We start from the raw sequence: 21,081 nt of genomic DNA, 5'->3' as shown, positions 1-21,081 counted from the left end.
TGCTAACTACCTTAACTTAAGCGTTGCCAGCCCTAGCATGACTAGGAATAGTGAAATAATCCAAAAGCGCACAATCACTCTTGGCTCCGGCCAACCTTTTAATTCGTAATGGTGGTGAATAGGTGCCATTCTAAAAATCCGCTGACCGCGCAATTTATATGAACCCACCTGTAAAATCACCGACACCGTTTCCATCACAAAAACGCCGCCCATAATCACCAATAACACTTCTTGGCGGACTAACACTGCAATGGCGCCCAATCCTGCACCTAATGCTAATGAGCCTACATCACCCATAAACACTTGCGCTGGGTAGGTGTTAAACCATAAAAACCCTAAACCAGCCCCGACTATCGCGGTACATACAATCACTAGTTCACCAGCATCCGGCAAGTGTGGAATATGTAAATAACTCGCAAACTGTGCATGACCTGATAAATAGGCAATCAATGCAAATGCAGCTGCTACCATAACAGTTGGCATGATAGCTAAACCATCAAGACCATCGGTTAAGTTAACCGCGTTACTGGCACCCACTATGGTGAAGTACGCAAGAACAATATAAAGCAGTCCAAGTTGCGGCATCACATCTTTTAAAAATGGCACCACTAGCTGGGTTTCACCCGGCAGCGTTGCCGAGCTATATAAATAGATGGCTACCGCTAATGCCGCTATGGATTGCGATGCATATTTCCAGCGAGCAATCAGACCTTTAGAGTCTTTTTTTACCACTTTCAAATAATCATCTAAGAAACCAATCGCGCCAAAAGTACCTAATACAAATAGCATGACGATGACATATCGATTTGATAAATCACCCCATAATAAAACACTGACAAATATGCCTGCCAAGATCAGCAAACCACCCATTGTAGGGGTGCCACGCTTACTAAAATGTGACTCTGGGCCGTCATTTCTGACCACTTGGCCAATTTGTAATAACTGCAAACGTTCGATCAATTTAGGACCAAACCACAAGCTGAAAATAAGCCCTGTCATCAAACCTAAGATCGCTCTAAACGTTACATATGAAAAAACATTAAACCCGCTATAAAATTGGGTTAAATACTCAGCTAAATAAGCCAGCATCTACACAAACTCCCCACGCCCATTGGCATCCAACAACACTTCGACTACAGTTTCCATTGCTGCGCTTCGTGAACCTTTAACTAAAATAGTTACCTCACCCGATAACTGATTTACTTTTTTAATCATTGCCTGCGCGACGGATTTTGAATCACTAAAGTGTTCAGAACCAAAGGCTTTGCTGGTTTCAGCGCTTAGCTGTCCGCAACAAAACAAGGCATCAATACCCGCTGATTTGGCTTGTTGGCCGACCTCGGCATGCAAAAGGGCGCTATTGTCGCCCAATTCACCCAAATCTCCCAGCACTAAACATCGAAAACCTCGAGTTTGTTGTAACCAGTTAATCGCAGCGTCCACTGATGTTGGGTTGGCATTGTAACTATCATCAACCAGTAAAATACGCCCCAGCTTGTGCGGCACCATTCGCCCTTTTACTGGCGTTAGGCTTGAAAGCCCGTTAATAATATCTTTGAGGGCGACGCCTAATGCAGTACAAATGGCGCTGGCAGCTAAAGCATTACTGACCTGATGCTCTCCTGCTAAAGGAAGCTGCACAAAATGGGACTGGCCAGAAACTTCTAAATTAAAGGCATAACAACCACTTGCATCAGCTTTAAGCGCTAATGCTTTAATATCTGCATCTGTGGTGGCTACTTTAGAAAAACGCAGCTGCTTAAATGCGGCTGATTTTTGCGCCATAAACTCAGCAAAGTCATCATCGGCATTGATAATGGCGGTGCCATCTGCGCTGAGGTGGTTAAAGATTTCCGACTTGGCGTGAGCCACGCCTTCAATTGAACCAAAACCTTCTAGGTGTGCATGGCCGATATTATTTACCAGCGCCACCTGAGGCATCACCAAAGATGAAGTATAGTTAATCTCGCCTTGATGATTGGCGCCCAGTTCAAAAACGCCATATTCATGCTCTTGGGTTAATCGCAATAAGGTTAACGGTACCCCGATTTCATTATTAAAATTACCGGCGGTATAAAGCACGCTATGATGCTGGCTTAAAATAGCTGCCACCATTTCTTTTACTGTAGTTTTGCCATTTGAGCCCGTCAAAGCGATGGCTTTAGGGTTTACTTTAGCGCGCACTAACGCGCCGATTTCGCCCATGGCTATTTGGCTATTTGCCACTATAATTTGCGGAATATCAAGCTCAAGCTGACGTTCAACCAATAAGGCTTTAGCGCCATTATCAATGGCGGTTTTTGCAAAGCTATGGCCATCAAAACGTAAGCCTTTTAACGCCACAAATAAGGTATTGGCTTGCATCGCTCGGCTATCACTGCTGACATCATCAATACAAATGTCATCGCCCACGAACTTGCCATTAAGGGTTTGCGCCAGCTGTGAAAGCATCAGGGCAATCATAAGCGCTCCTTTAATGCCATGTTAGACGTTGGCTGAGTGAGTTCGATAGCCAGTGCTCTTTCATCATATTCAGTTCTGATGCCATTGGCCTCTTGATAGGTTTCATGGCCTTTACCTGCAAGCAACACAATATCGCCTGTTTGAGCCAGTGAAGCCACGGTGTTAATTGCTTTAATGCGATCAACTTGTGTTAGTGCACGCTCAGGAAATGCCAAACCCGCTAATACATCCTCAATAATGGCCGCAGGATTTTCACTACGAGCATTGTCACTGGTGACCATCACAGTATCAGCAAACTGCTCGGCCGCTTGGGCCATTAAAGGCCGCTTGCCTTTATCTCTATCACCGCCACAACCAAAGACACACCAAAGCTTGCCTTTACAATGAATCCGCAGCGCTTTTAACGCTTGTTCGATAGCATCCGGAGTATGGGCATAATCAACTACCAAGGTGGGCCCCTTTGGCTGATTAAAGCGCTCCATGCGACCAGCAACGGGCGTTAATAGTGGCACTAATTCAAGTAACTCTTGCATGTCATAACCTTGCAAATACAAGCCACTTAGGGCTGCCACAAGGTTTGCTAAGTTAAAGTCACCCAATAAAGGCGAAACAATGCGTCCGCGTAGTGCTAAAGTCGTTTTTTGGCCGCTGTGATTATCCAGGTGTGGGTAAACAAAATCACACTGCACACCAGCATCATTGAACTGCATATTGTCAGTATAAAATTGCGCCGTTTTATTGGCGCTAATGCTAAAGCCATAGATGGAATCTGTTGTTAGCTCATCGAACCATTGCTGACCAACACCATCATCAAGATTAATCAAACCATTTTTGACGTAGGAAAAGGTGAACAGACGCTTTTTAGCTGCGCCATAAGCATCCATATCACCATGGTAATCAAGGTGATCACGACTTAAATTAGTAAAAATAGCAGTATCAAAAGGCACGGCTTCCACTCGGCCTTGCACTAAGCCATGACTGGAGACTTCAATGGCGCACACATTGACCCGTTCGGCTTGAAATTGGTGTAATTGACGGATCAAAGTAATGGCATCAGCAGTGGTATTGCCACTATCGATTAATTGACCCCAAACACCATTGCCCAATGTACCCATGACTGCAGCTTTTTGCTGTTTAAGTGATACCAATTGCGCAATAAGCTGGCTAACAGAAGTTTTACCATTAGTTCCCGTAACCCCAATAATCGCCATTGGTGAATGATTAACCGGATACAACTGCGCTGCAACAGCCGAAAGCTGCCGAGTTAATTGAAAAAACGATATCAGCACCGCGCCATTATCTTGGTATTCAACTTGACCATGTTCATCAGGGTTATCGGTATGAATTAACGCCCCCACTGCACCACTTTCAATGGCTTTACTGATAAATTTACGGCCATCAACCTTGTGGCCTGGCAAGGCGACAAATAAACCACCTTGGGATACTTGGCGGCTATCAAGGCTCAGCGTATCCACTGACTCAACGCCAGCATAATGAAACCAGGGTGCTAATAAATCACTAAGCAGCATTATTCAGCCCTCTTAGCAATGGCGGCCAATTTAACTTTTTCTTGTTCATTTAATGGTTCTACATTCAGCATCTGTAACGCACCAGACATAATTTTTGCAAATACGGGGCCTGCCACATCGCCACCGTGATAACGGTCGCCTTTGGGTTCATTAACCACAATAGAAATAGCTAAACGGGGATTATGCACTGGCGCAACCCCGGCAAACAGTGCGACATAATCATCACCGTAACCACCGGCGACAGACTTACGACTAGTACCCGTTTTACCCGCAATAGGATAACCATCAATATGGGCTTTGGTGGCGGTGCCGCCACGTTCAGTTACCCCTAGCATCATTTCCATGACATCTTGGGCGACTTGCTGTGAAATAACTTGTTCACCTTTAGGTGCTTGTTTTAGCTTTAAAATTGATACTGGATACAAGACACCGCCGCTACCTAAAGTGGCATACATTCTGGCTAATTGCAGTGGGGTGGCCGTTAAACCATAGCCATAAGATAAGGTCGCGCGTTCAAAGTCAGACCAACGACGACGATCATGGATAAGGCCGGCGCTTTCACCTGCTAAGTTAATTCCTGAATAATTACCCAAGCCCATTGACTGGTAAGTCCCCAATAATTCTTGCACGGGCATCGATAAAGAGACTTTACTGATCCCCACGTTACTAGACTTAACCAAGATTTTATCTAAGGTCATATTGCCGTAATTAACCGTATCACGCACTTGACGGCCACCAACACGCATCCAGCCTGGTGAGGTGTTAATCATATCATCACGTTCAACAGTGCCCGCTTGCAGCGCAGCTGCGACCACAAAAGGTTTTACAGTGGAGCCCGGCTCAAAAGTATCGGTTAAGGCGCGGTTGCGCATGCGGTGAGATTGTAAGTTTTCTCGAGAATTGGGGTTATATGACGGTGTATTCACCATCGCCAGTACTTCGCCGGTGTGTACATCAAGTACCACCACTGAGCCTGAAGTGGCTTGGTTTATTTCTGTGGCGCGTTTTAATTCGCGATAAGCTAGCTGCTGAATGCGTTGATCGATACTCAAGACTAAATCATTTGAGCTCTCGCCTTCTTCCACCATATCTAAACGCTGTACTACTTTACCATCGCGGGATTTACGGACTTTTTGTTTTGAAGGGGTACCAGTAAGCCAGCTATCGTAAGCACTTTCGATGCCTTCAATGCCTACATCATCAATATTAGTTAAACCCACTAGCTGGGCGGCAGTTTCACCTGCGGGATAATAGCGGCGTGATTCAGACTTTAAATAGATGCCAGCAATTTTCAGTTGCTTGATGTATTCCGCTACCGCAGGGGTCACTTGACGCTTAAGGTAAATAAAGCGCCTTTTAGGGTCGCGCTGCACCTTACTCACAATCTCATCAACTGGCTCATGTAAAATATCTGCCAGCGCTTTCCAGCGGCGCATATCTTTAAATGCATCTTTATCGTGGGAAATTTTAGGATCAGCCCACACAGCTCGTACTGGCACACTCACTGCCAGCATTTCACCATTTCTGTCGGTGATTAGGCCGCGCTGTACTTGATTACTGGTGGTGCGTAAGGTGCGCATGTCACTTTCGTGACGTAGTTTTTCAGGCTCAATAATTTGAATATAGGCGGCACGGGCAATTAACGCAGTAAACAGCAGCAGCACAAAACCCACCACAACGAATAGTCGCCATGGGATCAGTTCAGGGTTTAATTTACGTTTAGCTTGTCTGCTCATTATTCCTTTCTCATTGCAGCCTTATAACCACTTCTTCTTTAGGTAGTGGTCGCACCATTTTTAAATCTTTAGTGGCGATCCTTGTCACTCGACTGTGTTCTGACTTAGATTGCTCTTCCAGCAACAAGTTGCGCCATTCAATATCTAAACGATCACGTTCTTGTAATAGCTGATCTAATTGCGAGGTCTGTTTTCGGGTCGCATAGCTGGTATACACCACACTCATCGCATTGCCGACTACAATTAGCGTCAGCAATAATATCCACTTGTGCTGCCAAATATCGGCTAACACAATGCGGGATAAATTGATTGATGACGGTGCCAATATAACCTCAGTAATTAATAATCAAGTCGCTGCGCAACGCGCAACACCGAGCTTCTTGCTCGTGGGTTTTGTTCAATTTCGACATCAGAAGGCTTCATCGCCTTACCAATGGCTTTTAACTTTTTAGATTTATTAATTTCAGCTTCAGTGATGGGCAAGCCATGAGGTACGCTTTCACCTTGGCTATGGCGACGAATAAAGCGCTTCACCATACGATCTTCTAATGAATGGAAACTGATCACCGATAAACGCCCTTCTGGGGCCAGTACCGACACAGCACCTTCAAGGGCTTGATCAATTTGCTCTAATTCACTATTGATATAAATTCTAATCGCCTGGAACACCCGCGTTGCAGGATGCTTATTACGCTCTTTATTTTTAGTAATTCGGGCAATAAGGTCAGCTAAATCTTTGGTTCTTAAAAAGGGTTTTTCATCTCGATCAGCAGCAATACAGCGAGCGATGTGACGCGAGTTTTTCTCTTCGCCATAGGTTTTAAATACCCAAGCCATATCTTCAATTTCAGCTCTCGCTAACCACTGAGCGGCCGTTTGACCCTGGCTGTTATCCATACGCATATCCAATGGACCATCACGTAAAAAACTAAAACCACGCTCAGCATCATCTAATTGCGGTGAAGACACACCTAAATCCAATAACACGCCATTGATTTTGCCTTTCAAACCTAACTCAGTAACGTATTCGGCCAACTGACCAAAGCCACCATGCACAATTTGAAAGCGAGGATCATCGGCGAACTGTTTAGCCGCTTCAATGGCTTGCGGATCTCTATCGATGGCAATCAAGCGGCCGTTTTCACCGAGCTGACTCAGCACATGCCTTGAATGACCACCACGACCAAAGGTGCCATCAATATAGATGCCATCCGCTTGGATATTTAAACCATCAACGGTTTCTTGTAGCAGTACAGATAAATGGGCAAATTCTTGGCTCATCAGACTCTTCTTAATTAATTATTTATAATGAAAAATTAGCTAATCTTTCATGACTAGTGAGATCTTCTGCTTGAATTAGCTGATGACTTTCGTCCATCTGCAACTGCCAAGCGGCTTCATCCCACAACTCAAACTTATTCAGCAAACCCACCAGCATGGTTTTCTTTTGCAGGCTGGCAAATTGTCTTAATGCGGGGGGAACGAGCGCACGACCATTACCATCTAACTCACATTCATGAGCGTGGCCTAATAATCTTCGTTTCATGGATCGTTCAATGTGATTGGTGTCTGACAGCTGCATTAGTTTTGCTTCTATCAGTTCCCATTCATGGATTGGATAAATCAATAAACAAGCTGATTGGATATCAACGGTGATGACGACAATGCCACTGTGCTCAACACGCAAGGATTCTCGGTATCGCATTGGTATTGCGATCCGTCCTTTTGCATCCATATTTATCGCACTGGCGCCCCGAAACACGATCATTAATCCCTATGATTTGTTATTAAAATTCCCACAAAAATCCACAATTCCCCACAACCATTAAGTTTAGGGACACAACACAAGTATTGTCAAGGGATGAGAAGATTAATTAAATCCAGTTCTGAAGCGGGTTCGCAGCAAATTTGATTTAATTTGTTCTAGGTGGAGGAAAGTGGATTTTATGGGGCTAAATGAACGAAACCATACACATAACAACGACTCTATCGAGTAAAATGTGACTAAAATGTGCTAAAAATTGACCATTATCATCTTAAAATGACAATGCCCACTGTATCAAAGTTATATCTTGTATAATAAATATTCGCTCACGATGTGAGAAAAACCAGTTCAACAAATTTTATTGCTGCCTTGCGCTTTTAAACCTAAGCAAATTCCAAACTTTTAATATTGCCTTTACGCTAAAACATCCTCAAACAAGGATGACTGCTGGCGTCATATATTCAAACCATTAGCCACTCAATTTACAATCAAAACGGCCGATAACAAGATATACTGAATACAGCCTTGAAGGAGGTAATAATGAACCTAGATATTCTCTATGCAGTGACTGCCAGACCGCCAAGACAAGTCACCACGCCTAAAAAAGAGGTGAAAAAAGTCACTGACTCAGCTGTTATCAGTGCTGATAGCCATGAAGCGCCGCAAACACAATTGCCACCAGCGCCGCAAACACAATTGCCACCAGCGCCATTAACCAGAAAACAGCTTGCTCAAACCAACAACACCGATGATGCAAATCCGGCCACTAACGACGATACAAACTTCAAGCATATTGATATTGAAATTTAGTCGTTTACCAGTGATTTAAAAATGCCCTTTAGCCGATGGTTTTCCTCACCGCCTTTTTCCATCCGCGATACAAATCCTGACGACAGCTATCATCCATTGCTGGTGAAAAATGCTTATCAGCCACGGCAATGTTTTGTAACTCTTCTGTAGACTGCCAAAAGTTAACCGCAAGACCTGCTAAAAAGGCTGCTCCCATGGCTGTGGTTTCAGTCACTTGCGGACGGATCACATCAACATTGCTGATGTCGGCTTGGAACTGCATTAAAAACTCATTTGCCACTGCGCCACCATCAACGCGGATTTGTTTAAGTTCGACCCCTGAGTCTTGTATCATTGCCTCGAGTAAATCCTTGCTTTGATATGCAATGGCTTCTAACGCTGCGCGAATAATATGGCTACGATTAACCCCGCGGCTAAGTCCGACAATCGCGCCTCTGGCATCCGCTTCCCAATACGGAGCGCCCAAGCCGACAAAGGCTGGTACTAAATATACCCCATTGGTGTCGTCCACTTTATTGGCAAAGTATTCAGTGTCATGAGCATCTTGGATCAAGCCCATTTCGTCCCGCAGCCATTGGATCACCGCGCCGCCCATAAATACTGCCCCTTCAAGGGCATAGTTAACCTTTAAATCAGCGCCTATAGCAATGGTGGTTAATAGGCCATGATCCGATACCACTGCCTTATCACCGGTGTTCATCAGTAAAAAACAGCCTGTGCCATAGGTATTTTTGGCCATTCCAGGTTCAAAACATAATTGACCAAATAATGCCGATTGCTGATCCCCTGCCATACCCGCCACGGTAATATCGCCACCGACAATGCTGGTTGAACCGTAGACCGCACAAGAGGGTTTCACTTCAGGTAACATCGAAGCCGGAATACCAAAGGCCGTTAATAACTTGTCATCCCACTGCTGCTGATGGATGTTAAACAACATGGTCCGTGAGGCGTTGGTGGGTTCAGTAACATGTACTTTGCCTTTTGTGAGCTTCCACACCAGCCAGGTATCTATGGTGCCAAATAACAACTCACCGGCCTCGGCCTTTTCTCTTGCACCTTCAACATTATCTAGAATCCACTTGATTTTTGAGGCGGAAAAGTACGGGTCGAGCACCAAGCCTGTGGCGGATTTAATATAAGCTTCATAACCATCGGCTTTGAGTTGCTGGCATATACTTTGGCTGCGACGACACTGCCACACAATGGCGTTATAAATCGGCTTGCCGGTTTTTTTATCCCACACTACGGTGGTTTCACGTTGGTTGGTGATGCCCATAGCGGCAACATCATCACCGCTAATACCTGCTCGAGATAGCACTTCAATCAATGATGAACTTTGAGATGACCAAATCTCCATTGGATCATGCTCGACCCAACCGGCCTGAGGATAAATCTGGGTAAACTCACGCTGCGCTACCGCAACCATGTTGGCTTTATGGTCAAATACAATGGCACGAGAGCTGGTTGTGCCTTGATCTAATGCAATAATGTATTTCTTAGCTTGCATATCACTATCTCATATTATTTATTTTAGTTTGTTCACATAAACTGAAAGTAGTGAATCAACTACCCGTTTATTTATGTGATTTATCATGCTTTACATTGCAATGCTTGTGCTGTCATCACAGTTATAAGGGTTTATTCTACCTAGACATGCTATGTCACTTTGGGGTAAAGCCAGTAAGCACCTAATAACTTAGCATATGACGATGGCTTTACTTCATACTTTGGCTTGTCAAATATAGCTGGCGTATCGATATTAGTCTTATGATTTTCAAATAACAAAAAGCCCCGCAATTGCGAGGCTTTAAATGTATTAATAATACTGTCGACTACATTTTGTAGCTAAACTGCACACCTGCTAACCACACATCGGCTTCAACATCACCGCTGTAGTTCACAGACGCTAAACCTAATAAGTCTTGAGTCTCATCAATTGGTGCATCACCAATGCCTTTGATGTAAGTGATGGCAAAATCAACCGTAAGGTTTTTACTGGCTTGATAACCCGCACCGGCACTAAACCATAAACGATCTGAATCTGGGATTGTTGTGGAACGGTATTCGTCTTGCGCAGCACCTTGATCTAGTGCCATACCGCCACGAACTAACCACTTGTCATTGAGCTGGTAAGTGGTACCTAGTGCAAAGCGCCAGTTATCTTTGAAGTTTTCTTCTTTAACTAAATCAGACTCCAATGGTAAACCCGTTGTTGCGTCAATTGGCTTAGTTTCGCCAGGGAAGTATGCTACCAACTCATCAAAAACACTCCACTGAGTCCAGTTAACGCTGGCGTGCATGGCCCAGTTTTCAGTTAATTGGTGATGAGATGCAAGCTCTGCAAAAGCAGGGATCTCAATCGGTAAGTAACCTTCAATACTAACATTTTGACCACCGTCATAAAGTAGCCCAGACGCATGGCCGTCCAGTTCTAGCTCTACCCCACTGTGATAAGCAAAACCTAAACGGTGCTTGTCATTAATCTGCCAGCTAGAACCAATTTTCCAACCGATGGCGATATCATCACCTTCCATGTATTTAAGACTTGTGCCAGCAGCCGGAAGCATAGGTGCTAAATCAGGCAACTGAGCTTTAATACCATCAATCCAACCTGGCATTGATGCGCCAACATTACCTTCACCGTAAACAATACGCAGACCCGCACCAATGCTAACCGCATCATTGATTTTATAGCCAATGTTTGGGTTAAATTCTACGGTGGTGATTGCAGTATCATCACCAAATATCGCTGCTGAATGAGTTGCATCCAATTCTGTCGCTAAGCCGTAATTTGAATGAAAAGCCAGGCCCCAAGTCCAGTTATCGTTTAACTGATTCGAGTAATAAAAATTTGGGATAAGCGCATCACCGGCAAAATCGATGGCGTTGCTTGGGATAACAATTGGATCAGCCCCTAATAAAGGCGATGAAATACTGGTTTCACCCAGCACATCAACATTAGGCATAATATAAATAGCACCTGCAGACAATTGGCGACCTTCAAGGTAAGTCAACATGGCAGGGTTTTTAGTTTGGGCGCCAGCATTATCCGCCATCGCAGCTTCACCAGCAAAAGCACGGCCTAAACCTGTAGAAGAATATTCAGCTAATTGAAAGCCTGCTGCACTTACTTGAGTCGTTGCCCCTAACAGCATGGCGCTTACTGCCACGGTTAATAATTTCTTTTTCATCATTTGTCCCCGGGTATGCAAATTTATTATTTGCTTAATCTCTTACATCATTAGAGCAATAGCTCAATTTGAAATCGGGGCAAGTGTACTGATGCAGAATATATTTACAACTAAATGCCTAAAAACAGAAGAAATAACTACCTTTTCGGTGTTTGCAATATTTTTAAGTGATAAGGATCACACACCAAGCGAGAAAAAGCGTCAATTACACTAATTGATTCGCTGAAGCATATTAAAAATAGTTAACCAAAATATTTTTAATATTGATATTCAATAACTTACTAAAGAATATACAACTCACAAACCTGCGCTGAATTTTATAGTTTTTTTAACTACCGATATAAACCGCCAAATCTTATGAATAAATAAACCAATAAATACAATGTGATATATAGTAAATTATTGTTGAGACACATAAAAAAGCCTTCTAGGGTTAGCTAGAAGGCTTTATTTAATACCACGTAGGTACAAGTGTAAGCTTAAATGTTAATCGCCAATGTTGAACTTACAATTGACTCGTCACTCTTACATCAGCCACGCCAAGCAGGAATATTGGCTTCATAGTCGCTAATTGCCGCAGCAAATTCCAGCGTTAAGCCGATGGCATCTAAACCATTAAGCAGCTTGTGCCTTGCTGACTCTGCCAATGAAAAGCTAAATGTACTGCCTTGTGGTGACGTTACAGTAAGAGCTTGCAAATCAACACTGATTTCAGCTCCTTCTTGAGCATCAACTTCAGCCATTAATTGGCTCACTTCCGCTGCGGTTAACTTCACAGGTAATAAGCCATTGTTAATGGAGTTACCGTAAAAAATATCTGCAAAACTTGGCGCGATAATCACCCGTAGCCCAAAGTCAGCTAATGCCCACGGTGCATGTTCTCGACTTGATCCACAGCCAAAGTTTTCTTGTGCTAGCAATATAGACGCGCCTTTATAACGCGGTAAGTTAAGTGAAAAAGTCGGGTTAGGCTGCTCGCCCGCGTCATCTAAATAACGCCAATCATGAAATAAGTGCACCCCAAAACCATCACGAGTGACTTTTGATAAAAATTGCTTCGGGATAATTTGGTCGGTATCAATATTTGCGCTATCTATTGCAACCGCTAAACCCGTATGTGCTGTAAAAGCTTGCATCTGTTTCTCCTAGTGGGTTGGCAATTAATAAGGCTTACGAATATCAACAAAGTGACCGGCAATCGCTGCAGCTGCAGCCATAGCAGGGCTCACTAAGTGAGTTCGACTGCCACGCCCTTGGCGACCTTCAAAGTTACGATTACTAGTAGATGCACAGCGATCGCCAGCCTCTAAACGGTCATCGTTCATTGCCAGGCACATTGAGCAACCAGGCAAGCGCCATTCAAACCCTGCCTCTAGGAATATTTTATCTAAACCTTCCGCTTCTGCTTGCAGTTTCACCTGTCCAGAACCCGGTACCACAATAGCGGTGACGCCTTCGGCCACTTTACGGTTTTTAGCATGATGGGCTGCGGCACGTAAATCCTCAATACGGGAGTTAGTACATGAGCCAATAAAGACTTTATTAACCGCAATATCCACCATATTGGTGCCAGAAGTCAGGCCGATATACTCAAGCGCTTTTTCCATGCTGTCACGCACAGTTGCATTGGGCTCAGACTCAGGGTTAGGCACTTGTGCATCAATAGATACCACTTGGCCTGGATTAGTGCCCCAAGTTAACTGCGGCGCGATTTCTGCAGCTTCAAGTACCACTTCGGCATCAAATACTGCATCAGCATCCGTTTTAAGTGCGGTCCAATCTGCAACTGCTTGCGTCCAAGCATCAGCTTTAGGGGCAAATTCACGACCTTCAAGATAATCAAAAGTAGTTTGATCAGGTGCGACCATGCCAGCTTTGGCGCCCATTTCAATGGCCATATTACATAAGGTCATGCGCCCTTCCATTGATAAAGCTTCAATGGCTTCGCCGCAAAACTCAACCACGTAACCGGTACCGCCATCCATACCCAAACGGCCAATGATAGCCAATACAATATCTTTAGCCGTAATGCCCTCAGCCACATGACCACGGACTTCAATTTTCATGGTTTTAGCTTTTAACTGACGTAACGTCTGGGTGGCTAACACATGCTCAACTTCAGAGGTGCCAATACCAAATGCTAATGCGCCAAAAGCGCCGTGGGTTGCTGTATGTGAATCACCACAAACAATCACAGTACCGGGCAAGGTAATACCAAGCTCTGGCCCCATGACATGGACTATGCCTTGATTTGGATGATGGATGTCATATAGCTTCACGCCAAATTCTTTACAATTTTGCGCTAGGGTTTCCACCTGAATACGCGCCATTGGGCTCATGGCATCAAGGCTAGCACTTAAGGTCGAAATATTATGATCCATAGTGGCAAAGGTTTTTTCAGGGGCGCGTAATTTACGACCCGCTGTTTTTAAACCACTAAAAGCCTGTGGTGATGTCACTTCATGAACCAAGTGACGGTCAACATAAACAATCGGCGCTTCTGAGTCAGGTGATGCGACAATATGGGCATCCCATACTTTCTCATATAAGGTTTTTGCTGCCATTAGACACCTTCCTTAATAGCATTAGCGATATAGTCACCCATTTCACTGGTTGATTTTGCATTATGACGCTCATCGCTACTTAATAGCTCACCAGTTAAATAGCCAGCTGATAAGGCTTTACCTACTGCGCGTTCTATCGCACTCGCGGCATCTTCAAGTTTTAAGCTATGGCGTAGTAATAAGGCTGCAGATAGAATTTGCGCCACAGGGTTAGCAATGCCTTGACCTGCGATATCAGGTGCACTACCACCAGCAGGTTCATACATACCAAAACCGCTGCTGTTAAGGCTTGCTGAAGATAATAGCCCCATTGAGCCGGTTAACATGGCAATTTCGTCTGACACTATGTCACCAAATAGGTTCGAACACAGCATCACATCAAATTCATTTGGGCGACGTAATAATTGCATGGTGGCATTGTCGATGTAGATATGTTCAAGCTCCACATCAGGGTAGTCTTTAGCCACTTCTTCAACCACTTCACGCCATAACACTGAACAGGCTAATACGTTAGCTTTATCTACTGAGGTGACTTTTTTGCGGCGACCTTGAGCAGACTGAAACGCAATTCGGGCAATACGCTCTATTTCACGACGGCTATAGCGCATGGTATCGAAGGCTTCTTCATCCAGGCCTTCGCCTTGACGACCTTTTGGCTTACCAAAGTAAATGCCACCCGTTAATTCACGCACACATAACACATCAAAGCCACGTGAAGAGATATCACTTCGCAATGGTGACATATGTTCAAGCCCTGCGTGTAATTTTGCCGGACGTAAATTACAAAACAGTTCAAAGTGACCACGTAGCGGTAATAATGCGCCACGCTCTGGCTGATCATTGGGGGCTAAGTTTTCCCACTTAGGCCCGCCAACACTGCCGAATAAAATGGCATCTGAGGCTTCACAGCCTTTTAAGGTTGCATCAGGCAGCGGGCAACCATGGTTATCAATGGCAATACCACCCACATCGTACTCAGCATATTCAATGTCCAGCGCAAATCGGGCTTCAACTTCATTAAGCACTTTACGTGCCTCAGCCATGACTTCTGGCCCAATACCATCTCCGGCCAATACAGCTATTTGATAACTCATACTCCACCTAACTCCCTTTCTTTATGAATCTGTTGTTTAAAATCAGCCACTTTATCGGCGCGATAGGTTAAGTTCATGACATGAACTAACGCTTGAGCCGATGACTCGACAACATCTGTTGCCAAGCCGACACCATGGAATGTTTGCTGATTGTATTCAGCTGTAATATCCACTTGGCCTAAGGCGTTTTGCCCTTCGCCTTTAGCGCTTAATTTGTAATTAGTAATATTGATGCTGCGACCAGTTGCACGGGCAATAGCATTGTATGCTGCATCGACTGGGCCATTACCGGTTGCCGCTTCGGTTATTTCTTTGTCATCAACCACTATACGCACCGTGGCAGTGGCTACACCTTCAGTTGAATCTGAGTGCACCATTAAATGTTGCAGTGAGTACTTATCATCATCTTGAGATTGCGCTTCGATAAACACTAAGGCTTCAAGATCATAATCAAATACCTGGCCTTTTTTATCTGCCAATTTCAAAAACTGATCGTAAAGACTATCCATATCATAATCGGTTTCTTTATAGCCCATTTCTTCCATGCGGTGCTTAATCACGTGGCGACCTGAGCGCGAAGTCATATTCAAGTTATTACGATTAAGGCCAATGCTTTCAGGCGTCATGATCTCATAGGTATTTTTAGCTTTTAGCATGCCATCTTGGTGAATACCCGATGAATGCGAAAATGCATTAGTCCCCACTACCGCTTTATTAGCCTGAATCGGCATATTACATAGCTGGCTTACAAGGGATGAAGTGCGGTGAATTTCTTTGGCATTAATGTTGTTTTCAAGCCCGAGTAAATTCTTGCGGGTTGCCAAAATCATCGCTATTTCTTCTAATGAACAATTACCAGCGCGCTCACCAATACCATTAACCGTACATTCAATCTGGCGAGCACCATGCTCAACAGCAGTAATTGAGTTCGCTACCGATAAACCTAAATCATCATGACAATGCACCGAAATCACCGCTTGATCGATATTCGGCACTCGGTTAAATAAGGTTTGAATAATGCCGCCAAACTCACTTGGGACGGTGTAACCCACGGTATCTGGGATATTAATGGTTCTAGCACCCGCTTTAATAGCTTCTTCTACCATACGGCAAAGGTTATCAATGGGGGTACGCCCAGCATCTTCACAAGAGAACTCAACATCGTCAGTAAAGCGGCGGGCATATTTAACCGCACTCACTGCCATTTCTAATACGTCATCAAATGAACGCTTTAATTTGCTTTCAACGTGAATGGTTGAGGTTGAAATAAAGGTATGAATTCGAAACTGATCAGCAACAGATAATGCTTGCGCTGCGGCATCGATATCTTTTTCTAATGCACGAGATAAGGCACACACTCGGCTATTTTTAATGGTTTTTGCAATGGTTTGCACTGACTGAAAATCACCAGGCGATGACACAGGAAAGCCCACTTCCATAACATCAACACCTAAACGCTCAAGAGCCAATGCAATTTGCAGCTTTTCTTTAACCGTTAAACTGGCTGCTAACGCCTGCTCGCCGTCTCTTAATGTGGTATCAAATATTATGACTCTATCGGACATCTTTTTCTCCATCGAACCTGGTTATTCACGTTAAAGTTTGTTCGCTTTGCTAATGGATTTGAGTGCTTTGCTCATTTAGTTCATTAGACTTTTTGTTTGTTATATAAATCAATCAGAGGCAGAAACAAAAAACCCCGCGGCTATTAGCGCGGGGTTTGTGAATACTAGTAAACTTATTTAGCTTGTAACACAAAGGACTCCGCGCAAATATTGCGTAAGAGAAGAAGGAGACCCAGTAAAATGTTACCACTATAAATATTCATTTTATTTAACTAATTATTCTGCGATTAATTTATCTATACCCACTTTTTATCCTGACCAGCTGGCTGTGTCAACCCCAATTTATTCATCTTTTGTGCAACACTGCAGCTTAAAAGCCTGAATTATTCATCGCTTTTAAGCACAAATAAATCCCCACATGCCCGTACACTGCTGTTTACACGTAATTTATCGTTTATTTTTGACTTTATTAATATGCAAAAAAATGGATTTGAAATTTCTAATATTAATCTGTTTAAAGGAAGGCTTTAGTTATATCTAAGCACAAAGAAGCTTAGCTCTTTACGAGGCTAAGCGAGGAAGATAAACCATGACATGCTTGTTTTAAAATGCAAACAGACTAGGGCAATCAAAGCCATCAAATGATTAGGTAGGAGTGTTTATCAGGAACTAGAACCAGCATTAGCGGCTAAGTAGTCACCGCCAATGCTGCAGATAAGCAGGTTAAGCTAAAGCAATTAACATAGCCTTGAAGGCGAGTGAGTTAATTCTCAATCAAATACTGACTAATTTCATCAAGAAAATCACCGCCGAAGCGACTTAGCTTTCGCTCACCGACACCATTTACTGCCAGCATTTCACCGGCACTGGTGGGCACCATCGCCGCCATTTCCGCTAAGGTGGCATCATTGAACACCAAGTATGGTGGCACATCATGTTTTTCAGCCAGTTCACGGCGCAGTAGCTTGAGCCTGGCAAACAATTTACGATCATATTGCTGCGGTGCACGTGATGAACTGGTGCGGCGCTTAGTAGTCACTAATTGAATGCGAGGTTCAGCTAGCTGTAAGCTGGCTTCCCCGCGTAATATTGGTCGTGCTGATTCATTTAGCTTTACTGAAGAGCCGCGAGTAATATCTTGGCTCGCTAAACCTAAATGAATAAGTTGCCTAATCACACTGAGCCAATATTCATGACTGTGATCTTTACCAATGCCCCAAGTGGACAGCTTGTTATGGCCGCGATCCATCACGTTGGCGGCTTTTGAGCCCCGCAGTACATCAATGACTTGGTTAACACCGAAATATTGATTGAGTCTAAAAATGCACGACAGCACTTTTTTGGCATCTTCGCTGCCATCATAACGCTTAGGAGGGTCGAGACAAATATCACAGTTACCACAAGGTTTTGAGCCAGTTTCATCAAAGTAATGCAGTAATACTTGTCGACGGCAGGTTTGCGCTTCAGCAAAGGCTGCCATGGTATTCATTTTATGTAATTCAACGTCTTGCTGTGGGCCAGGTTCTGATTGCTCAATCAAGTGCTTAACGCGGCCTATATCGGCAGGATCAAACAACATATAAGCTTCGGCATCTAAACCATCACGGCCGGCACGGCCTGTTTCTTGATAATAAGACTCTACACTTTTGGGGATATCGTAATGCACCACAAAGCGGACGTTGGATTTGTTAATCCCCATACCAAATGCCACAGTGGCGACCACAATATCGATTTTGTCTTTTAAAAACTTATCTTGAATCGCGCCACGCTCTTCTTGGGTCATCCCCGCATGATACGCCGCTGCACTAAAGCCTTGCAGTTTTAAGCGATCGGCAACTTCATCGACTCGCCTACGGCTACTACAATAAATGATGCCATTACTGCCCTTTTGCAATTGTAAAAACTGTTTGAGCTGGTTAGCGGCATTAAGTTTTTCAACCACGGTATAGCGAATATTGGGGCGATCAAAACTGGAGAGTAAACAAAAAGGACTGATTTGAAGGCGCTGACAAATACTTTCACGGGTGGCCTGATCGGCCGTCGCGGTTAACGCCATCAGTGGCACATACGGGAACAACTGTTTCAGTTGGCCAAGGGCGGCATATTCAGGTCTAAAATCATGACCCCATTGACTAATACAGTGAGCCTCATCAATGGCAAACAGTGAGATTTGTAACTCATGCATCCGCTCGATAAAGTCAGGCCGCAGCAAACGCTCTGGTGATACATAAAGCAGTTTAATTTCGCCTTTGTGTAAGCGTTTTAAAATCTCAACGGTTTCATCGCGGGGTAAAGAGGAATTCAAATATGCGGCGGCAACACCTGACTGAGTCAAGCTATCAACTTGATCTTTCATTAACGAAATCAGCGGCGAGACCACAATGGTTAATCCCGGGAGGATCAATGCTGGCAACTGATAACACATACTCTTACCGCCACCGGTTGGCATAATCACTAGGGTATCTTGGCCACTTAAGGTCTGCTCAATGATCTCACGCTGACCTTCGCGAAAGTCACGATAACCAAAGATTTGCTGTAATTGCTGTCCAAGCACATCTTCCACAACTGGGGTTGCTGAGACAATCGCTTGCGCTGGAACTTGAGACTCGACTGGGCTAGAAATAAGATTATCCATTAATAGGGCTTGAGATCAGATGCAGCATTTTAAAGCACTGAGGCGAAGATGTCTGCACACAAACCGCAACAGCTCAAATATGCAGCATTGATTTTACCAAAGGGATTAGGCTAGATTAAATGCTCTACAATAATAACGATAGAAATTAGGCTGCATATGACTACGGATGTCCAACTACAAGCATTAAAGCAAGTCGCTGAAATATTTGACCAACATGTGCCATTTCATAATTTACTCGGCTTAGAGATAAAGCGCTATGACGAAAATGGTGTCGAAGTGGTGATAAAAATGAAGCCTGAGCTTATTGGTAATATTCATCAAAATATTTTACACGGCGGAGTGACGGCAACCTTGCTCGATGTAGTTGGCGGGCTGACCTGTTTTGCCGGCTTAGTATCAAGCAGAGACGACTGGACCTTGGAGCAATTACAACAACGTCTAACCACCTTAGGCACTATTGATATGCGGGTTGATTTTTTGCGCCCTGGACGTGGAGAAATATTTACTGGCACTGGTTGCGTCATTCGTTCAGGTAATCGGGTATCAGTCTGTCGCATGGAATTACATAATGAACAAGGTACCCATATCGCCTTCGGTACTGGGACCTATATGGTGGGTTAACTCATTAGGACTAAATCCATAAAAAACGAACATAAACATAAACTTAAAACATATTAGCTTGCCGATTTATACCAACTGCGATAATGCTGAGGCTAATTAGTGGATCTTATTGAAAAATGATCCAGCTATTAGCTTGAGAGATCGGCAAAGGCAACCTACAATCGCCCTCTCTTTGTCAGTTGTTTGTGGAAATTCATGCAAGATATTGAAACACGTAAAGGCATTATCCTCGCCATTTGTGCTTATTGCTTATGGGGCATAGCACCACTGTATTTTAAATTACTGGCTGATGTGTCAGCCTTCGAAATCTTGGCTCACCGCGTGGTGTGGTCCTTTATCTTTATCATCATTTTAATGCAGTTTATTGGCGGATTTTCACGCCTAACACTGTTATTGAAAAAGCCAAAACAATTACTGGTGTTGGCGCTGACCTCGGTACTGATTGCACTTAATTGGCTGATTTTCATTTGGGCGATCAACAACGGCCACATGCTCGATGCCAGTTTAGGTTATTTCATTAATCCACTATTTAACGTATTGCTTGGAATGGTATTTTTATCTGAGCGGTTACGAAAATTACAGTGGTTTGCGGTGGCGCTTGCCTGTATCGGGGTGCTCATCCAGCTCATCTCCTTTGGCTCTATCCCATTGGTGTCTTTAGCGCTGGCAGCATCATTTGGTTTTTATGGTTTATTACGTAAAAAAGTCAACATTGATGCTAAAGCGGGTTTATTGGTTGAAACCGCTATTTTACTGCCTGTGGCATTAGCTTATTTAGCCCTAACGCTTGATACCGCATCGGCAAATATGCTCACTAACGATATTGGAATGAACTTAACCTTAGTGGCCGCAGGTATTGTTACCACCATTCCACTATTGTGCTTTGCAGGGGCAGCCATTCGTATCCCATTATCCATGCTAGGTTTTTTCCAGTATATTGGCCCAAGTATCATGTTCATGTTGGCAATATTTTTATTCAAAGAGCCTTTTGATATTGAAAAAGGGGTCACATTTGGCTTTATTTGGAGTGCATTAGTGTTGTTTACCGCTGATATGGCGCTGCAGCGCCGTCGCCGTTTAAAGCAAAGCTAATAGCTATCGCCTT

17 protein-coding genes are annotated in these 21,081 nt (G+C 43.9%); 3 read left to right on the top strand and 14 right to left on the bottom strand.

Annotation, left to right across the window (positions count from 1 at the left end; translation table 11 throughout):
* Nucleotides 1-6 precede the first annotated feature (6 nt).
* Genes mraY through mraZ form a run of 7 tightly spaced genes read right to left on the bottom strand, consistent with a single transcriptional unit; the run spans nt 7 to nt 7,490 of the window.
* Nucleotides 7-1,089 carry a phospho-N-acetylmuramoyl-pentapeptide-transferase gene (mraY, locus tag Q4546_RS16060; RefSeq protein ID WP_102440214.1) on the bottom strand — a complete coding sequence of 361 codons (1,083 nt, stop codon included), beginning with the start codon at nt 1,087-1,089 and terminating at the stop codon, nt 7-9.
* The gene (murF, locus tag Q4546_RS16055; protein ID WP_303446598.1) at nt 1,090-2,463 is read right to left on the bottom strand and encodes a UDP-N-acetylmuramoyl-tripeptide--D-alanyl-D-alanine ligase; all 1,374 of its coding nucleotides are present in this window, start codon (nt 2,461-2,463) and stop codon (nt 1,090-1,092) included.
* The gene (murE, locus tag Q4546_RS16050; RefSeq protein ID WP_303446601.1) at nt 2,460-3,995 is read right to left on the bottom strand and encodes a UDP-N-acetylmuramoyl-L-alanyl-D-glutamate--2,6-diaminopimelate ligase; all 1,536 of its coding nucleotides are present in this window, start codon (nt 3,993-3,995) and stop codon (nt 2,460-2,462) included. The genes murF and murE overlap by 4 nt, the downstream gene beginning before the upstream one ends.
* Complete coding sequence (locus Q4546_RS16045; protein ID WP_102440211.1) at nt 3,992-5,728, bottom strand: penicillin-binding protein 2; 1,737 nt, start codon at nt 5,726-5,728, stop codon at nt 3,992-3,994. The genes murE and Q4546_RS16045 overlap by 4 nt, the downstream gene beginning before the upstream one ends.
* Before the next feature lie 10 nt (nt 5,729-5,738).
* Nucleotides 5,739-6,053 (bottom strand): cell division protein FtsL, encoded by a 315-nt coding sequence (gene ftsL / locus Q4546_RS16040; protein ID WP_102440210.1) that lies wholly within the window; start codon nt 6,051-6,053, stop codon nt 5,739-5,741.
* A gap of 14 nt (nt 6,054-6,067) precedes the next feature.
* A complete protein-coding gene (gene rsmH / locus Q4546_RS16035; protein ID WP_102440209.1) occupies nt 6,068-7,009 on the bottom strand; it encodes a 16S rRNA (cytosine(1402)-N(4))-methyltransferase RsmH in 942 nt (313 codons plus the stop codon).
* A gap of 22 nt (nt 7,010-7,031) precedes the next feature.
* A complete protein-coding gene (mraZ, locus tag Q4546_RS16030; protein ID WP_102440224.1) occupies nt 7,032-7,490 on the bottom strand; it encodes a division/cell wall cluster transcriptional repressor MraZ in 459 nt (152 codons plus the stop codon).
* A 543-nt stretch (nt 7,491-8,033) separates the two neighbouring features.
* Here mraZ and Q4546_RS16025 point away from each other — a divergent pair.
* On the top strand, nt 8,034-8,303 hold the full coding sequence (locus tag Q4546_RS16025) for a hypothetical protein (RefSeq protein ID WP_303446597.1): 270 nt from the start codon (nt 8,034-8,036) through the stop codon (nt 8,301-8,303).
* A 28-nt stretch (nt 8,304-8,331) separates the two neighbouring features.
* On the opposite strand, the gene glpK is transcribed toward Q4546_RS16025, so the two are convergent.
* The 7 genes from glpK to recQ form a co-directional block, all read right to left on the bottom strand.
* A complete protein-coding gene (glpK, locus tag Q4546_RS16020) occupies nt 8,332-9,813 on the bottom strand; it encodes a glycerol kinase GlpK (protein ID WP_102440207.1) in 1,482 nt (493 codons plus the stop codon).
* 325 nt (nt 9,814-10,138) lie between these two features.
* Nucleotides 10,139-11,497, bottom strand: a complete 1,359-nt coding sequence (locus tag Q4546_RS16015) for an outer membrane protein transport protein (RefSeq protein WP_303446600.1) — start codon at nt 11,495-11,497, stop codon at nt 10,139-10,141.
* Nucleotides 11,498-12,027: 530 nt separating this feature from the next.
* The gene (gene leuD, locus Q4546_RS16010) at nt 12,028-12,633 is read right to left on the bottom strand and encodes a 3-isopropylmalate dehydratase small subunit (RefSeq protein WP_102440205.1); all 606 of its coding nucleotides are present in this window, start codon (nt 12,631-12,633) and stop codon (nt 12,028-12,030) included.
* 24 nt (nt 12,634-12,657) lie between these two features.
* Nucleotides 12,658-14,061 carry a 3-isopropylmalate dehydratase large subunit gene (leuC, locus tag Q4546_RS16005; RefSeq protein ID WP_102476554.1) on the bottom strand — a complete coding sequence of 468 codons (1,404 nt, stop codon included), beginning with the start codon at nt 14,059-14,061 and terminating at the stop codon, nt 12,658-12,660.
* Nucleotides 14,061-15,155, bottom strand: a complete 1,095-nt coding sequence (leuB, locus tag Q4546_RS16000) for a 3-isopropylmalate dehydrogenase (protein ID WP_102440203.1) — start codon at nt 15,153-15,155, stop codon at nt 14,061-14,063. Before leuB ends, leuC begins: the two co-directional genes overlap by 1 nt.
* Entirely contained in the window at nt 15,152-16,720 is a 1,569-nt protein-coding gene (leuA, locus tag Q4546_RS15995) for a 2-isopropylmalate synthase (protein WP_102440202.1), read from the bottom strand. The genes leuB and leuA overlap by 4 nt, the downstream gene beginning before the upstream one ends.
* A 763-nt stretch (nt 16,721-17,483) precedes the next feature.
* A complete protein-coding gene (gene recQ, locus Q4546_RS15990) occupies nt 17,484-19,355 on the bottom strand; it encodes a DNA helicase RecQ (RefSeq protein WP_303446596.1) in 1,872 nt (623 codons plus the stop codon).
* Between the two features lie 156 nt (nt 19,356-19,511).
* Between recQ and Q4546_RS15985 the strand changes: the two genes are divergently transcribed.
* Nucleotides 19,512-19,976, top strand: coding sequence for a thioesterase family protein (locus Q4546_RS15985; protein WP_102440200.1), 465 nt, complete (start codon nt 19,512-19,514; stop codon nt 19,974-19,976).
* A 195-nt stretch (nt 19,977-20,171) separates the two neighbouring features.
* Nucleotides 20,172-21,068 carry an EamA family transporter RarD gene (gene rarD, locus Q4546_RS15980; protein ID WP_102476562.1) on the top strand — a complete coding sequence of 299 codons (897 nt, stop codon included), beginning with the start codon at nt 20,172-20,174 and terminating at the stop codon, nt 21,066-21,068.
* Nucleotides 21,069-21,081: the final 13 nt, after the last annotated feature.

The sequence above is a fragment of the Shewanella sp. 4_MG-2023 genome, assembly GCF_030548015.1.
Taxonomy (GTDB): domain Bacteria; phylum Pseudomonadota; class Gammaproteobacteria; order Enterobacterales; family Shewanellaceae; genus Shewanella.
The sequence above is the reverse complement of the archived record's forward strand: the minus strand, read 5'-3'. Positions and strand labels throughout refer to the sequence as shown.

Excerpts from the sequence above, each read along its gene's own strand:
- mraY (WP_102440214.1), bottom strand. The coding sequence starts at position 1,089 with ATGCTGGCTTATTTAGCTGAGTATTTAACCCAATTTTATAGCGGGTTT.
- murF (WP_303446598.1), bottom strand. The coding sequence starts at position 2,463 with ATGATTGCCCTGATGCTTTCACAGCTGGCGCAAACCCTTAATGGCAAG.
- Q4546_RS16045 (WP_102440211.1), bottom strand. The coding sequence starts at position 5,728 with ATGAGCAGACAAGCTAAACGTAAATTAAACCCTGAACTGATCCCATGG.
- rsmH (WP_102440209.1), bottom strand. The coding sequence starts at position 7,009 with ATGAGCCAAGAATTTGCCCATTTATCTGTACTGCTACAAGAAACCGTT.
- Q4546_RS16025 (WP_303446597.1), top strand. The coding sequence starts at position 8,034 with ATGAACCTAGATATTCTCTATGCAGTGACTGCCAGACCGCCAAGACAA.
- glpK (WP_102440207.1), bottom strand. The coding sequence starts at position 9,813 with ATGCAAGCTAAGAAATACATTATTGCATTAGATCAAGGCACAACCAGC.
- Q4546_RS16015 (WP_303446600.1), bottom strand. The coding sequence starts at position 11,497 with ATGAAAAAGAAATTATTAACCGTGGCAGTAAGCGCCATGCTGTTAGGG.
- leuD (WP_102440205.1), bottom strand. The coding sequence starts at position 12,633 with ATGCAAGCTTTTACAGCACATACGGGTTTAGCGGTTGCAATAGATAGC.
- leuC (WP_102476554.1), bottom strand. The coding sequence starts at position 14,061 with ATGGCAGCAAAAACCTTATATGAGAAAGTATGGGATGCCCATATTGTC.
- leuB (WP_102440203.1), bottom strand. The coding sequence starts at position 15,155 with ATGAGTTATCAAATAGCTGTATTGGCCGGAGATGGTATTGGGCCAGAA.
- leuA (WP_102440202.1), bottom strand. The coding sequence starts at position 16,720 with ATGTCCGATAGAGTCATAATATTTGATACCACATTAAGAGACGGCGAG.
- recQ (WP_303446596.1), bottom strand. The coding sequence starts at position 19,355 with ATGGATAATCTTATTTCTAGCCCAGTCGAGTCTCAAGTTCCAGCGCAA.
- Q4546_RS15985 (WP_102440200.1), top strand. The coding sequence starts at position 19,512 with ATGACTACGGATGTCCAACTACAAGCATTAAAGCAAGTCGCTGAAATA.
- rarD (WP_102476562.1), top strand. The coding sequence starts at position 20,172 with ATGCAAGATATTGAAACACGTAAAGGCATTATCCTCGCCATTTGTGCT.